This window comes from Hyphococcus sp. D3-15, from assembly GCF_055809375.1.
The window spans coordinates 3,126,618-3,141,709 of record NZ_CM147910.1 but is presented as its reverse complement, the minus strand read 5'-3'; the positions used below and the strand labels follow the sequence as shown (position 1 = coordinate 3,141,709).

Genomic DNA, 15,092 nt, shown 5'->3' with positions numbered 1-15,092 from the left:
ATTTAATTGAGCCTCGGTGGCCTGACCCATCGAGGCGCTCCGTTCCTTGAAGTCGTCCGCGCTCGACGCGCCTCTGCCGCCTGGCTGGCCTCCGCCATGAGCTCGGGTCACAGGAAATAGAATTCCACGAGCTTCAGGCTGGCGCGGTCTCGCTGCTGGCCTGCGCCCATTCGGTTATCAGGCCTTGCTGTTTAATGGTCTTAAGACACACAAGTGTCGCGAGGCCATGCACTCCTGGAAGCTTCGACAGCCCATGTCGCAGCAAATCGTCCAAGTGGTCGACAGACCGTGCAAAAACGTGGAGCAGGTAATCGCTGTCGCCTGCGGTTGTGTGGCATTCTAATATTGCTGGGTGCTTCATCACCGCTTCCTCAAATTCTGCATGCGCATGAAGGTTGATCTTCACCTCCACGTAGCTTTGTACAGCCAGCCCCAGGGCGCCCGGCTTTAATCGAGCTTTATAGCCCTCAATTACGCCTTGCTCCTGTAACTGGCGCACTCTGGCCCAGCAGGGTGATTTGGAGAGGCCCACACGCTCGCTGAGTTCGGCGAATGATTGCCGGCCGTCGCGCTCTAGCTCGATCGCGATCTTCCAGTCGATCCTGTCCATTCAGTACTCCAAATTGTGATATTTTCAGAACGTTCTGCCTATGCGATTTCTGCAAGAAGGACAATGTTTTGCAGTATGAACGGTTTTATCCGCAACGTTCCTTATGGGAGTTCTTTTTGTCTGCAATTCCAAACAATGTTCGGCCGGTTTGCCAATAATTTCCGAAGCCTGACAACAAGCGGAGGCGATGGTGGCGGCTAGCCATATTTACGAGAGCCCGCCCGAGGGCGCGGCGGCGGACTGGACGCTGCCGCAGAACTGGCAAGCTTTCACTGCGGAACAGCACGAAGTCTGGGACAAGTTGCTTCAGCAGCAGTCGGTTGCAGTGGAGCGTTTCGCCTCACGGTCATTTTTGCGCGGCCTTGATATCCTCAAGATGTCGCGGCCCGGAATTCCGGACTACGACGAACTCAACGCCCGGCTGAAGGCGAACACCGGTTGGGAGGTCGTGGCCGTGCCGGGATGGATTCCCAACGAACCGTTCTTCACCCATCTGGCCAACCACCGTTTTCCGGTTGCGAACTTTCTGCGATCAGCCAAGGACCTCGCCTATAGCGATGAGCCGGACATGTTTCACGACCTCTTTGGACATGTTCCGACCCTGACCGATCCCGCCTTTTCTGAATTCCTGGTTGCCTATGGCGAGGCTGGACTGCGTGCGGAAAAGCTCGGCGCCGCAGATTATCTCGGCAGGGTGTGGCTCTACACGGTGGAGTTCGGTCTGGTCGTGGAAGAGGGAGGCTTGCGCGCCTATGGCGGCGGCCTGTTGTCGAGCTATGCGGAGACAATCTCCGCTCTCTCGGCGCCTGATATACTGCGGGTGTGGCTGGACATAGAACGTGCGATGCGGACGAACTATAATTTCGACGAATTCCAGCGGAATTACTTCGTGGTCGAAAGTTTCGATCACCTGCTGCAGCTCACCGAAACGGCTGACTTTGCGAACATATATCGCAAGATAGCCGAACTTTCGGCGCTGGAGCCTGGAGAGCGATGGCGGGATGACAAACTCTATCACGGCCCTCTTGCAGATATTTCCGAAGACCTGCGCGGCGGTGCGCCCGATGGTCAACAGGACGGGTAAGGGATCGTGGTGAACCGATGTCTTCTAATAAACGCAACCGGTTTGCACCTATTGTCGCAGGATTGTGTGCGAATGCGGGGCAGGAGAGCTGAACAATGATCAAACAGCGTAACAAGGATGGGGTCGAAATATACGAGGCCGAGATCGACGGCGAGAATATCCAGTGGGATAACGGTCTCACCTATGCGCGGCACTTGCAGATAGAACAACTCCTGTCGGCCCAGGTTCCGGTTTCCGACAAGCCGGACGAAATGTTGTTCATCATCATGCACCAGACAATGGAGCTGTGGCTGAAGCTGGTGCTGCACGAAACGAAAATCGCGCTGTCTGGCGTCAAGGAAGAGAAACTGCATGTTGCGGGTAAGGCGCTGGATCGCATCGCCACGATTCAGCGTCATATGATCCATAGCTGGGAAGTGCTCGCCACCCTGACGCCGCACGATTTCATGACCTTCCGCGGCTTTCTGCGGCGGGCTTCCGGTTTTCAGTCGCATCAGTATCGCGAACTCGAATATCTGCTGGGCAACAAGCGTGCGGATGTGGCTTTAGTTCATGAAGGCGACAAGGAGAGGCATGCGCATCTGATGGCGGTGTTGAATGCTCCCTCGCTTTACGACGAAGTGCTCAGGCTGCTCGCGCGCCGCGGCTTTTCGATCCCGCAGAGCCATCTCGAACGCGACTGGAGCAAGCCCTACCAGCATTCTGCTGAGGTCGAGGCGGCGTGGGTCGAAATTTATTCGGATGTCGACAAATATTGGGACCTGTACACATTGGGAGAGAAGATCACGGCGCTGGAATATTATTTCCAGGAATGGCGTTTCAAGCATATGAAAACCGTTGCTCGCGTCATTGGTCACAAACCTGGCACAGGCGGTTCGTCCGGCGTCGACTATCTGGTGAAAGCGCTTAATCTCTCCTTCTTCCCTGAGCTCTGGTCGATGCGCACCTTAATGACCGCGCCGGAAATGGGACCGAGTTACGCGGAAACAGCCACGGATGGCGCGGAATGAGAATTTGGGACATCTCCCAGATCCTCCGGCCGGAGATTCCCGTATGGCCAGGAGAGCCTGCGTTCGCAGTGACGCAGATCGCGACGATTGATGATCAGTGTCCGGTCAATGTCGGCGTCATGCATACATCGCTACATGCCGGGACGCATGCGGATTCTCCCTATCATTACGATCCGCAGGGGTCGGTGAGCGCCGAGTGCGGCCTCTCGCCCTATTTTGGCCGCTGCGTCGTTGTGGACGTGCGCAATGCGGGTGAACGGATAACGGAAGAGGATGTCGACTGGCGCGTGCTGCGCGGTGCGGAACGGGTGCTGCTGCGAACCTATGATCAGTTTCCCGTTGCGCAATGGGACGGAGCGTTCAGGGCGATCGCGCCGGAACTTGTCGCGCGCCTGGGCCGTGAAGGCATCTGCTTGATCGGCGTCGACACGGCGTCGCTCGATCCGCAGGATTCGAAAACGCTCGATGCTCATATGGAAGTGCGCGCCGCCAATATGCGCATTCTGGAAGGCCTTGTGCTCGATGATGTGCCGCCGGGCGAATATGAGCTGATTGCATTGCCGCTAAAAATCGCCGGCGCAGACGCCAGCCCGGTGCGCGCGATTCTGAGGGAAATTCCATGACGGCCACTGTTGACCTTACAGAAATTGAGGCGCTTGACGCCCGCGATCCGCTTGCGTCTTTCCGGGATGAATTTGAGCTGCGCGACGGGCTGCTTTATCTCGACGGCAATTCGCTGGGCGCGCTGCCGAAGGCCAGTGGCGCGCGCATGGCTGATGCTGTTTCGCGCGAATGGGGCGAGGGGCTGATCACCTCCTGGCTGGGCGCAGAGTGGGTGAGCGCGCCCCGTCGTATTGGTGACAAGATTGGCGCGCTGATCGGCGCCAAGCCGGGCGAGGTGATCGCGGCGGACTCAACGTCGGTCAACATCTTTAAGGCGCTGTCTGCGGCGCTCTCGCTCCGCCCGGACCGCAATGTGGTGTTGTCCGAGGATACGAACTTTCCAACCGATGTTTACATGATGCAGGGCGTCGAGGCGTTCAGCGGCGGCCGCATCCAGTCCGTCACCGCCGAGCCGGAGGCGGTGCTCGACACGCTCGACGAGAATGTGGCGGCGCTGCTCCTCACCCAGGTTCACTACAAGTCTGGCCTCGTGCGCGACATGTCGGAGGTCACGCGCCGCGCGCAGGAAAAAGGCGTGCTGACGATCTGGGATCTCAGTCACAGCGCAGGCGCTATCGAAGTCGATCTGAACGGAGCAAATGCGGACTTCGCGATAGGCTGCGGATATAAGTATCTGAATGGCGGGCCGGGCGCGCCAGCTTATATTTTCGTCGCCCAGCGCAACCAGTCGGCCATGCAACCGCTGTCCGGCTGGTTCGGGCATGCGCGGCCTTTCGCATTCGAAGGGGACTACGCTCCGGCGGCGGGCATCGAGAGATTTCTTTGCGGTACCCCGCAGGTGCTTGGTTTGACAGCGCTCGAATGCGGTGTGGATATTTTCGGCCGGGTGGACATGGCGGAAGCGCGCCGCAAGTCACTGCGGATGAGCGAGCTGTTTATGAAACGAATGGATGAACGCTGCGCTGAATTCGGCTTCACGCTGATCAGCCCGCGCGATCCTGACCTTAGAGGCAGCCACGTCGCCTACGCCCATCCGAAGGGTTACGAGATCATGCAGGCGCTCAAGGAGCGCGACGTGATCGGCGATTTCCGCGCGCCCGATGTCCTGCGCTTCGGTCTGACGCCGCTTTACCTGCGCTTTGGCGATATCGTCGAGGCGGTCGAGCGGCTGCGCGAGGTTTGCGAAAGCAAGGCCTGGGACCAGCCGCAATTTCGCGAACGCGCGGCAGTCACCTGAAAGGAAGTTTATGCTGAATTTGCCTAAATCCAAAGTCGCCGCGGTGCAGACAGCGCCGGTGTTTCTTGATGCGGCCGCGACTGTCGATAAGGCTTGCGCGTTAATCGCCGAAGCGGCCGGGAACGGCGCAAAGCTGGTCGCTTTTCCGGAAGTTTTCATTGGCGGCTATCCCTATTGGAGCTGGCTGATGACGCCAATCGAGGGAGGCCCCTGGTTCGAGCGCCTGTGTCATGCAGCGATTGTAATTCCGGGACCGGAGGTCAAGCGACTTTGCAAAGCTGCGCGCGAGAATAGCTGTGTGGTCGTCATCGGAGCGAATGAGCGCGATCCGAAGCGGCTGGGCACGCTCTTCAACACCAACATCGTTATTGGCGCCGATGGCGAACTTCTTGGGCGGCATCGCAAACTGGCGCCGACTTGGGCGGAGAAGCTGACCTGGGCGGGCGGCGACGGCTCCTCCCTTCGCGTCTACGACACGCCGGTGGGGCCGCTCGGCACGCTTGCCTGCGGAGAAAACACCAACACATTGGCGCGCTTCGCGCTGCTCGCTGAGGGCGAGCTGGTGCATGTCGCAAATTACATCTCGTTACCCGTGGCGCCTGCCAGCTACGACATGGCCGAGGCGATTCGCATTCGGGCAACCGCCCACAGCTTCGAAGGGAAGCTGTTCACCATCGTCTCCTGTTCGACCGTGAGCGAAGAAATCATAGCGGCGATGAGCGAAGCAAGGCCGGAAAATCGCGCCCTGCTCGAACGTAAGAACAGCGCCTTTTCCGGCGTCCTCGGCCCGGACGGCGCCCTCATCGGCGACGCGCTGATCGACGACGAGGGAATCGTCTATGCCGACATTGATCTCAACCGCTGCATCCAGCCCAAGCAGATGCACGACATTCTCGGCGGCTACAACCGGTTCGACATTTTCGATCTGCGCATCGACCGGTCTGCGAAGCCGCAAGCGACTTTCAACGATCCGCCCATTGATCCCGCCGAGTCGGCAAGCCCGCCAACCCAGGAGAAGCAAGATGGCTGAGCAGCATGCGTCACTGGACCCTCGCGATCAGCAATTGGGGCGTTCACATGTCGCCGCCACGCCGGAGCTGACGCAATTTTATAAGGAGCTCGCCCGCCACAATGCAGATGCATTCTGGAACCGGGCGAATGCGATCGAGCCATGGGAGCCGGTCAGCCGCTACAATCCGACTCTTTGGAAATATTCGGAAATGCGGGAATTGTGTCTCCGCTCGATCGAACTGGTGAGGCCCGGGGACGCCGGGCGGCGCGTTGTGACCCTCCTCAACGATAGCGAGGCGGGGCGGGAGAACACCGCTGTCGTGGGCTGGCTCTTCAGCGGGCTTCAGGCCATGAAACCTGGTGAAATCACGCCTGCGCACAAGCATACGGCCTCTGCACAGCGCTTCATCATGGAAGGCGGCGGAGCCTACACCGTTGTCGACGGCCATCGCATCACGCTCGGCAAGCACGACTATGTGCTGACGCCCAACGGGTGCTGGCACGACCATGGCGTCGTTGCCGACGGCAAGGTGTCGATCTGGCAGGACGGGCTCGATATTCCGCTGATGAACTCCATGGAAACGAACTTCTATGCGGTACACGATTCTCCCGCCCAGACGCCGGCCCACCCGACCAACGATCTGCCCATGAGCTATGGCGGCGGCATGCTGCCGGAAGGGGTTCCGGGCTGGGACAAACCCTATTCGCCCGCTATGGTCTATCGCTGGGAACAGACGCGGGACGCGATCTGGAGCTTCGCCAAAGTGTCCGACGGATCGCCGTTTGACGGACACATTATGCGCTACTCGAATCCGCTGACGGGCGGATGGGCCATGCAGACCATGGGCGCGCAGATGCAGATGCTTGCGCCCGGTTTCCATTCCAAAGCGCATCGCCACACCGGGAATGTCGTTTACAATGTCGCGCAAGGTCACGGCTATTCGATCATCGGCGGCAAGCGCTTCGACTGGACGGAGCATGATATTTTCTGCGTGCCCGCCTGGATGTGGCACGAGCATGTGAATCTGGACGAAAGCGAGGAAGCTTTCCTCTTCTCCTTCAACGATTTCCCGGTGATGGAGGCGATGGGTGTGCGGATCGAAGAAGCCTATGGCGACAATGGCGGCTTCCAACCCACGTCTTGAACCATCGGGGCCGAATTTGTTTCAATAAAGAACAGGATGATAGAATGCGCTTTGTAACTTATCGCATGGGCCAGTCGGAAGCCCGTCTCGGCCTTTTGCATGACGGGCTGGTGGTGGATGTCGCCGATTTCGGCGCGGCCATCGGCGTTTTTCTTCCCCGAACGATGCTCGAATTCATTGATCTTGGACCGCTGGCGGCCGCAACCTTGATGGAAAAGCTGTCCGCGGCGGATCGATCCGCCTTGCTTGGATGCTCCGTGCCCGATGGTAATGTCAGGCTGCTCGCGCCGATCCCGCGTCCGCGCAAGAACATTTTCGGCATTGGCCTTAACTACACCGAGCATGTTGCTGAATCGGCGCGTGCGCTCGATACGTCGGTCCAGTTGCCCAAGCAGCCTGTCATCTTTTCCAAGCCGCCGACCGCAGTCATCGCATCTGGCGATCCGATCCTGCACAATGCGATGGTCACGCAGCAGCTGGACTGGGAAACCGAGCTCGCCGTCGTGATCGGCCAAACCGCACACCATGTGCGCGAGGAGGACGCGCTCGATTATGTGTTCGGCTATACCGTTATCAACGACGTAAGCGCGCGCGATTGCCGCCGCGCCGGTCAGTGGATCGTTTCCAAGGGACAGGACAGCTTCGCGCCGATGGGGCCGTGTATTGTCACGCGCGATGAGATATCCAATCCGCATGCTCTCAATCTGTGGACAAAAGTGAACGGAGTTGAAAAGCAGAACGGCAATACCCGTTTCATGCTGTTCAACGTCAACCAGTTGATCGCTGACATCTCGAGCGTCATGACGCTCGAGCCGGGCGATATCATCGCCACCGGCACGCCTGCCGGGGTGGGGGCGGGCCGCGAACCGCAGGAGTTCATGTGGCCCGGCGACATCGTCGAATGCCATGTCGAGGGCATTGGCACGCTGCGCAACCCCATCGTGGCGGCGTAAGGAGAGTGGCTATGTCGCGCCCATTCCGTATTGGCCAGATCGTGCCGAGTTCGAACGTCACCATGGAAACGGAAATTCCGGCGATGCTGCGCGCGCGGGAGGCCATCCTGCCCGAGCGCTTCACCTTCCACAGTTCGCGCATGCGCATGAAGAAGGTGACAAAGGAAGAGCTGGCGGCGATGGACGGCGATTCTGACCGCTGCGCCCTGGAGCTGTCTGACGCAGCGGTCGACGTGATGGGCTACGCCTGTCTCGTTGCGATCATGAGCATGGGCAAAGGTTATCACCGTACGTCGCAAGCCCGGCTTCAGTCCCGCGCAATCGAGAATGGCCATGCGGCGCCGGTCGTGACCAGCGCCGGGGCGCTGGTCGATGGTCTTGCGGCGTTGGGTGCTAGACGCGTCTGTGTCGTAACGCCCTATATGAAACCGCTCACTCAAATGGTCGTCGATTATATCGAGCATGAAGGGGTGGCGGTGCAGGACTGGCTGGCGCTTGAAATTCCAGACAATCTGGAAGTGGCCGCCCAAGACCCGGCCAACCTTCTCGACCATTACAGGAAGCTGGATATTGCCGGCATCGACGCGCTGGTCCTGTCGGCTTGCGTGCAGATGCCCTCGCTGTCTTCGATTCAGCGGGTGGAGGATGCTATCGGTCTGCCAGTCGTGTCAGCTGCTGTTTGCACAACGCACCAGATGCTGAAGCGTCTTGGCCTGGAAACGCGCGTGCCCGAAGCAGGCGCGCTGTTATCCGGTAGTTATTGAGTTGTATGGCGCGATCCGAAATGCCGAGAATGGCGTTTCGGACCGATCCGGACTTGATCGGGTTTTTTGCCCCTGTTCCAACGACGTTTCCGTGTGCTCCAAACTTCGAATATGTGGCTGCACGTTCAAGAAGAACTAAAGCAGAAACGCGGATATTGGCAGGTCAATTGCTTGCCTTCTATATTCTAAAATTCGCGAATTGCATTCACTAAAGCGTCAATATCTTCTTTAGAATGATCGCGGAAAACAGCGCAACGAATGACTCCTTCATTATCCGCGCCTGAGAATGTTGAGTGATAAATATAGATGCCTTTGTCAAAAAGATATCGTTGCAAGGCATGCATGTCAGCGTACTGGCCGATTTGAAAGGTTATTATAGGCGCCGGCGTATCAATACAGTCAATCCCGATAGAGCGGAGCTTGCGCCGAAGATAATTCGCCTTTTCGCGCAATAGTGAGGGCAACTCGGGATGGTTCAAGAAGTATTCCATGCTTTCGCTTGCAGCTATCGCGGACAAAGGCGAACCGGCGCATGCGTTTCGAATTGGCGGAGTTTTGATCAATCGTTCTGCTTGTAATGGGGTGCAGCCTAAGATGGCGCCGTGGGCGCAAAAGGCTTTACTTAGGGTGGCGCCGGCAGTGGCCATATTTGCGACCCCGTAATATTCGATCGCGCCGCGGCCCGTCTTACCGACTACGCCAAGGCTATGGGCTTCGTCGATGAAAAGTTTGCCGTTATAAGCGGCCAGAAGGGTTGCATATTCATGCAGGGGAGGGAGAAGGCCTGACGTCGCAAAAACGCCATCACTTATCAATAAAGGCCTTTGTTCCGATACTATGTTGGATTTCAATTTGTCCCGAAGGGAATCAGGATCACGATGTCTGTATTTGACGATTTTACATTGGGTTTGGATTGCCGCGTGAAAGAGATTTGCATGCGCTAACTCATCAAGAAGGATGATGTCGAACTCCTTCGCCAGACTTGCGAGCCCAACGGCGCCAGTTAAATAACCTGAAGCGAAATAAACACTTGACGGCGCCCCGATCGCGCGAGCGCCGAGAGTTTCCGCCCGGTCAAAGGCGCGCTCTACGCCGCCAACGCCCGCCGGCATTTGGCGAGAAAAGGCAATACCTTCATTCAGGGCTTTCGTCACAGCTTCGCGTATTTGAGGAATACATCCCAAGGCGAGATACCCGGAGCCGTAGAAGTTAATATAATCGAGGCCCTCAATGCGGGCGCGTCCCGAAACTGATCCTTCGATCGATTTGCCCGCAAGAATATTATCTGACTGATCTGGCATCGTCTCCGCCTTTAGTGTTGCTCGTCAGCTTTTCATCTCACTGGGCGGACAATTCATAGTTCAGCTGCGCGCCCGGTCCGAGCGGCAATCCCAACACGGCCCAGGCAATCACCAGCGCAAGTCCGCCAATCAACAAAAAGAGTGAGTAGGGAATCATCGTCGCGGTCAAACTTCCCATTCCGTAATTTTTTTCCCAGCGCTGGCAGAAAGTCAGGATCAATGGAAAGTAGACCATCCAAGGCGTAATGATGTTTGTTGCGCTGTCGCCCACGCGATAGGCGGCTGTCGTCATCTCAGGACTGACGCCGAGAAGCATTAACATCGGGACCAGCACCGGCGCCAAAATCGCCCATTTCGCGCTCGCCGATCCGACGACGAAATTGATGGCGCCGGTAAAAACAACGATCAGCCCCAGCATCAGCGGCATAGGCAGGCCGCAGGATTCGATAAAATCGGCGCCGTTCATCGCGATGATGAGGCCAAGATTAGACCAGGCGAACATGGCTACGAAATGCGCCGCGGCGAATGCCAGAACCAGATAATAGGCGAGTTCTCCCATGGCTTCCGACATCATGCGCACAATGTCGCGATGTGTTTTGACGGCGCCGGTCGCGGCGCCGTAGGCCCAGCCCGATGCAAGGAACAAGACGAAAAATCCAGCGACAAGCGATTTGTAGAATGGCGACAGCCGGGCTTCAGGGCCTGCAGCGTCATCGATCAGTGGCGTGCCGGGGCCGACTGTGAAAAAGAGCCAGGCCGCGCAAACGGCCAACGCTGCAGCAAATGCATGGGATAGACCCTTCTTCTGATCGGGCGCCAGCGGCCGGTCGCCATCTTTGATTATTTCGCCGCCTGCGCCTTGTGGAGCATATTTTCCAAGTCTCGGTTCAATGATGCGGTCGGTCACAAACCAGATCAGAGGCAGGTAAACCATTGTCATTGCTGCGATGAAATACCAGTTGCCCGCAATGTTTGCGTCCCAACTCGGCGCGATTGTTTCTGCAGCGGATTCGGTGATGCCGAATAGAAGCGCGTCGAGTTGCCCGGGCAGGAGGTTTGCTGAAAAGCCGCCAGAAACCCCGGCGAAGGAAGCGGCGATGCCGGCGATCGGATGTCTCCCGGCCACTGCATAGAGAACGCCGGCAAGCGGAATGAGCACAACATACCCGGCGTCAGCGGCCAGATTGCCTATCATGGCGACGAGCGCCACCATGGGCGTTAGTAAGGCCGTGGGCGCTCGTCTGACGGCGGCGCGCATGGATGCGCCGAACAAACCGCTGCGCTCTGCGACGCCTGCCCCGAGCATGACGACCAGCACATAGCCGAGTGGATGAAAGTGCGTGAAGGTTTGGGGCATCTCGACCCAAAGCTTTTGTATATTCTCCGCCGACAGGAGACTTGCGGCGCTGATGATGATTGGCGCGCCGGCCGCGTCTTTTTCTGTTGGATGCTGAACGGAAAAGCCGATCAGGGACGCAAGGATGCTGACGGCGACTAGGGTCAAAATCAAATAGACGAAAATGAAGACCGGGTCCGGCAGCCGATTTCCTGTCCGCTCCACCCAGCCCAGGAATCCTTTTTCTCCGTTCGCCTGAGCTTCGCTCATGCGCCCCTCCTTGTCTGTCGATCCCGGCCATAGCATTATTCTTCACAATATGAAATGTATAACCTATGATATGATCAAATATGGGGTACACTCTATGACTGAGGCGCAAAGACCAAGGCGGCGCGATTGGGGGGGCGGGCTTCTTGCCGTATGTGGTCATGGGCTTGCCTCGCGCGGCGTTTGGTTTTTAGCGTTGCGCGCGGCAAAGTGTGGAAACGACATAACGGGGCGTTGCTTCAAGGGAGCCGCACGGTGTTGCGGCGGCGCTCAATGAGCGCCGATGAGCTTTCAGTGTTAACCGAACCTGATGTGTCGGCGCGCCCTTTAATCGCGATGACCAGGCAAGAGTTGGCGTCCTGGGTCGCCGATCAGCCAAAGCGGACAACTGATTTTGTCAGAAGCTGCGGGTTTAGCGCAGAACCTTATTCAATCGCTTACCTGCCGGATGAAGATCGCACAGTTCTTTTGGGGCTAGGAGACCAGCCCGATCGTTGGAGCTTTTCATCGTTTCCGTTCGCCTTGCCGGAAGGCTGTTTCCGGTTCGCCGCGTGCCGCTCGCCCACAGAGTCGGCGCTCGGCTGGGCGCTCGGAGCTTATCAATATTCTCGCTATAAGAGTCCAAACCGGCAGCCGGCAAAGCTTTGCTGGCCTGAAGGTTCTGATCGTCTTGCTGTTAAGCGGGCGTATCACGCGGTCGCCCTCGCGCGCGACATGATTAACACTCCGGCTGCGGAAATGGGACCTGCAGAGATAGCCGGCGTCGCAGAAAAGCTGGCGCTTCAGCATGGCGGGAAATGTTCAGTGATTGTCGGCGACGCCTTGCTTCGTGAAAACTATCCGCTCATTCACGCAGTCGGTCGCGCCGCCGGTTGCGAAGGCGCGCGCGCGCCCCGTTTGATTGATTTAAACTGGGGCGATGAAAGGGCTCCGAAGCTTACTCTCGTCGGTAAAGGCGTCTCCTTCGACACCGGGGGACTCGATCTCAAGACTGGCGGCAAGATCACCATTATGAAGCTCGACATGGGCGGCGCCGCGCATGTTTTGGCGCTTGCGGGCATGATAATGGACGCCGGCCTTTCGGTCCGGCTTCGCATCCTGATTCCGGCTGTCGAAAATGCGATTGGCCCCGATGCGCTGCGACCACTGGACGTCGTACGGGCTCGCAATGGCGTATCTGTTGAGATTGGAAATACGGATGCGGAAGGTCGCCTGATTTTGGCCGATGCGCTCACGGAAGCCGCTAGTGAAGAACCTAGTCTAATCCTGGATTTTGCGACTTTGACAAGCGCCGCGATGGTTGCGCTCGGTCCGGACATTCCGGCCATGTTCTGCAATGACGACGAACTGGCGGCGGAACTCCTGAAAGCTGCGCGGGTGGCGCAAGATCCGATGTGCCGTTTGCCGCTTTGGCAATCCTATGCTGAGGATCTTAAGGGCAAGGCAGGAGATATAACAAACGTTGCAGATTTGAATCTCGGGCCGACGACTTTTGCGGGAGCAATCTATGCAGCCCTTTTTCTGGAACGCTTTGTCGGCGGCGCATCACCGTGGGTTCATTTGGACCTCGCGACATGGAATTTTCGGTCCCGGCCGGGGCGGCCTGAAGGGGGGAAATGAAGGCGGTGCTCGGTATCTTTGCATATCTGCAAGAGAGATTTTCCAGAGATGGCGGTTGAATAACAGGGGAATATTGATGTCCGCTATTGGGGGCTCAACTTATCCGGCGCCATTGAAACAAACGTGTCTTTGACGACATCGCGCATCCGTCGGGAGTGCTGATGAAAAAGCCGGGTCATAAACGGGCATAGACAAGGGGGTTTCTTGTCGGACTGCTCGTGCCGAGCCTGTTCGCAGCGTCATCCGGAACGGTCGATCAATCTGCGGCGCTTAACCTGGGGCGCGTTGAACGGATGCTGCCGCTCATATCCAGAGGCAGGATAACCTATTGTATTAATTGCGGTATTCGATCGTAGCGCCGCAAGTGCATAATAGATATTCACAATATGGAATTAAATACTTATAATATGATTATCAAAAGGCGCCGGGAGAGATACGCGTGAATGAATTACCTATGTCGGCTATTCCTTCGTACTACGCAAAACAGTTGGGGGATGGCGCGGCGGCGCTTGTCTTTGGCGATCAAACAATCAGCTGGGCGGAGTTGGATTCTCGGTCGGATCGTCGTGCAAGCTGGCTTCGATCGGCGGGAGTTCGTCAAGGTGATTTCGTTATCCTGTTGCTGGGCAACGAACCGGCGTTTTTTGAATCGACATTCGCCGCCTGGAAGGTCGGCGCCACGCCCGCGCCGGTTCCTCAAAATACGCCCGTCGGCCAGTTGGCGGAGATCGTCGCCCTTCTAAAGCCCGGAGCAGTCTTTGCGCGGGAACAGAGTAGTGCGCTGAATTCCGTGGTCCCTGTTTTATTCGAACCGGCGGAATTGCCAGATTGTGACGAGGAAACTTCAGCCCCGGCGGTCGCGCCGAACTGGAAGGCGATCTTAAGCGGCGGGTCTACCGGCAAGCCGAAAATTATCGTCGATCAGCGCGCGGCCACATTCGATACTGATGCGCCCGCGATGATGCAAAAACCTTTCGGTTGTATGCTCAACCCGGGCCCGCTTTACCACAATGCGCCGTTCCTCACCGCTCATAACGCACTATTCATAGGCGGGACTGTGGTGAGTATGAGCCGTTTCAACCCTGAGGAGGCTTTGCGGTTGATTGAACGGCATCGCGTCGACTGGGTAAATCTCGTTCCGACAATGATGCACCGGATCTGGCGCCTGCCGCAGGAGATTCGGGAGCGGTATGATCTGTCCAGTCTGGAGACGGTATTCCATATGGCTTCCGCCATGCCAACTTGGCTTAAGCAGGCTTGGCTCGACTGGATCGGCCCTGAGCGAATTTGGGAGTTGTACGCAGGTACTGAGGCATTCGGCGGGGCAATAATAAATGGCGTGGAATGGCTCGATCATCCCGGCTCCGTAGGCCGACCAGCCCCCACCAGTTATATGAAGATTGTGGGAGCGGATGGAAACGAATGCGCGACCGGAGAAACAGGCGAGATCTTCTTTCGTCTAAAAGACGATATTGAGAAATCGTACCGCTACCTCGGCGCGCCCAGTGCGCCGTCGAGCGATGGCTGGGAATCTTATGGCGACCTTGGGCACGTAGATGAGGACGGATATCTTTATATCGCCGATCGAAAATCGGATCTCATAATACGCGGCGGCGCCAATATTTATCCGGCGGAGATCGAAACTGCGCTCGATGAACATGAGGATGTAAGTTCATCTCTGGTAATAGGTTTGCCGGACGACGAGTTCGGTGAAACGATCCATGCGATTGTTCAAACAGACTCAATAGTCTCACAAGATAAATTTGTGGGAGAGCTTGTCGCTCACCTGCGCCAGCGTGTTGCGCCAAACAAAATACCGTCCAGTTTTGAGTTCTCGCGCCAAGCCATGCGTGACGACGCTGGGAAGGCGCGTCGGTCGGCATTGCGCAAGGATCGGGTCGCGAGGCTGGCCGTTGGCGATACGGTTTGGCAGAATCCAATGTTTGAGAGAGCCGCGTTCTGCATCTGCATGACGCATTTTAGCTGCCCTTGGCCGCTTTAGCCCAAACGAGATTTAACGATTGCGTTTGTGAACAGTTTACTTGTGCTCATGGCGTTGCTGCTGCCGACGAGCAGTGCGAACCACAGCTTTGGACTTCGAGGGATGCTTTGTTAGATTCATCGATAAAT

13 protein-coding genes and 1 pseudogene are annotated in these 15,092 nt (G+C 57.3%); 11 read left to right on the top strand and 3 right to left on the bottom strand.

Going from position 1 to position 15,092, the window contains the following annotated elements:
- Positions 1-133 precede the first annotated feature (133 nt).
- Entirely contained in the window at positions 134-610 is a 477-nt protein-coding gene (locus AC0L8G_RS15435) for an Lrp/AsnC family transcriptional regulator (RefSeq protein WP_473385062.1), read from the bottom strand.
- Between the two features lie 187 nt (positions 611-797).
- On the opposite strand from AC0L8G_RS15435, the gene phhA reads away from it, so the two are divergent.
- The 8 genes from phhA to AC0L8G_RS15395 all read left to right on the top strand — a co-directional run bounded on the left by phhA (position 798) and on the right by AC0L8G_RS15395 (position 8,438).
- Entirely contained in the window at positions 798-1,694 is an 897-nt protein-coding gene (gene phhA / locus AC0L8G_RS15430; protein WP_473385061.1) for a phenylalanine 4-monooxygenase, read from the top strand.
- 95 nt (positions 1,695-1,789) lie between these two features.
- A complete protein-coding gene (locus tag AC0L8G_RS15425) occupies positions 1,790-2,704 on the top strand; it encodes a tryptophan 2,3-dioxygenase (protein ID WP_473385060.1) in 915 nt (304 codons plus the stop codon).
- Entirely contained in the window at positions 2,701-3,327 is a 627-nt protein-coding gene (gene kynB / locus AC0L8G_RS15420) for an arylformamidase (protein WP_473385059.1), read from the top strand. The genes AC0L8G_RS15425 and kynB overlap by 4 nt, the downstream gene beginning before the upstream one ends.
- Positions 3,324-4,565 carry a kynureninase gene (gene kynU / locus AC0L8G_RS15415; protein ID WP_473385058.1) on the top strand — a complete coding sequence of 414 codons (1,242 nt, stop codon included), beginning with the start codon at positions 3,324-3,326 and terminating at the stop codon, positions 4,563-4,565. The genes kynB and kynU overlap by 4 nt, the downstream gene beginning before the upstream one ends.
- A 10-nt stretch (positions 4,566-4,575) precedes the next feature.
- Entirely contained in the window at positions 4,576-5,595 is a 1,020-nt protein-coding gene (locus AC0L8G_RS15410) for a carbon-nitrogen hydrolase family protein (RefSeq protein ID WP_473385057.1), read from the top strand.
- Positions 5,588-6,721 carry a cupin domain-containing protein gene (locus tag AC0L8G_RS15405; RefSeq protein ID WP_473385056.1) on the top strand — a complete coding sequence of 378 codons (1,134 nt, stop codon included), beginning with the start codon at positions 5,588-5,590 and terminating at the stop codon, positions 6,719-6,721. The genes AC0L8G_RS15410 and AC0L8G_RS15405 overlap by 8 nt, the downstream gene beginning before the upstream one ends.
- Before the next feature lie 44 nt (positions 6,722-6,765).
- Positions 6,766-7,674 carry a fumarylacetoacetate hydrolase family protein gene (locus AC0L8G_RS15400; RefSeq protein WP_473385055.1) on the top strand — a complete coding sequence of 303 codons (909 nt, stop codon included), beginning with the start codon at positions 6,766-6,768 and terminating at the stop codon, positions 7,672-7,674.
- 11 nt (positions 7,675-7,685) lie between these two features.
- Entirely contained in the window at positions 7,686-8,438 is a 753-nt protein-coding gene (locus AC0L8G_RS15395) for a maleate cis-trans isomerase family protein (RefSeq protein ID WP_473385054.1), read from the top strand.
- A gap of 185 nt (positions 8,439-8,623) precedes the next feature.
- Here the strand turns inward: AC0L8G_RS15395 and AC0L8G_RS15390 are convergent, their stop codons facing one another.
- Both AC0L8G_RS15390 and AC0L8G_RS15385 read right to left on the bottom strand, forming a co-directional pair.
- Positions 8,624-9,739, bottom strand: coding sequence for an aminotransferase class I/II-fold pyridoxal phosphate-dependent enzyme (locus AC0L8G_RS15390; protein ID WP_473385053.1), 1,116 nt, complete (start codon positions 9,737-9,739; stop codon positions 8,624-8,626).
- A 37-nt stretch (positions 9,740-9,776) separates the two neighbouring features.
- Positions 9,777-11,345, bottom strand: a complete 1,569-nt coding sequence (locus tag AC0L8G_RS15385; protein ID WP_473385052.1) for an AbgT family transporter — start codon at positions 11,343-11,345, stop codon at positions 9,777-9,779.
- Positions 11,346-11,495: 150 nt separating this feature from the next.
- On the opposite strand from AC0L8G_RS15385, the pseudogene AC0L8G_RS15380 reads away from it, so the two are divergent.
- From AC0L8G_RS15380 to AC0L8G_RS15370, 3 genes and pseudogenes are all read left to right on the top strand, one after another.
- Positions 11,496-11,936, top strand: a pseudogene (locus tag AC0L8G_RS15380) (hypothetical protein); the annotation flags it as partial.
- Between the two features lie 120 nt (positions 11,937-12,056).
- Positions 12,057-12,962, top strand: a complete 906-nt coding sequence (locus AC0L8G_RS15375; protein WP_473388888.1) for a M17 family metallopeptidase — start codon at positions 12,057-12,059, stop codon at positions 12,960-12,962.
- 454 nt (positions 12,963-13,416) lie between these two features.
- Positions 13,417-14,964, top strand: a complete 1,548-nt coding sequence (locus AC0L8G_RS15370; RefSeq protein ID WP_473385051.1) for an AMP-binding protein — start codon at positions 13,417-13,419, stop codon at positions 14,962-14,964.
- The last annotated feature ends 128 nt before the right edge of the window (positions 14,965-15,092 follow it).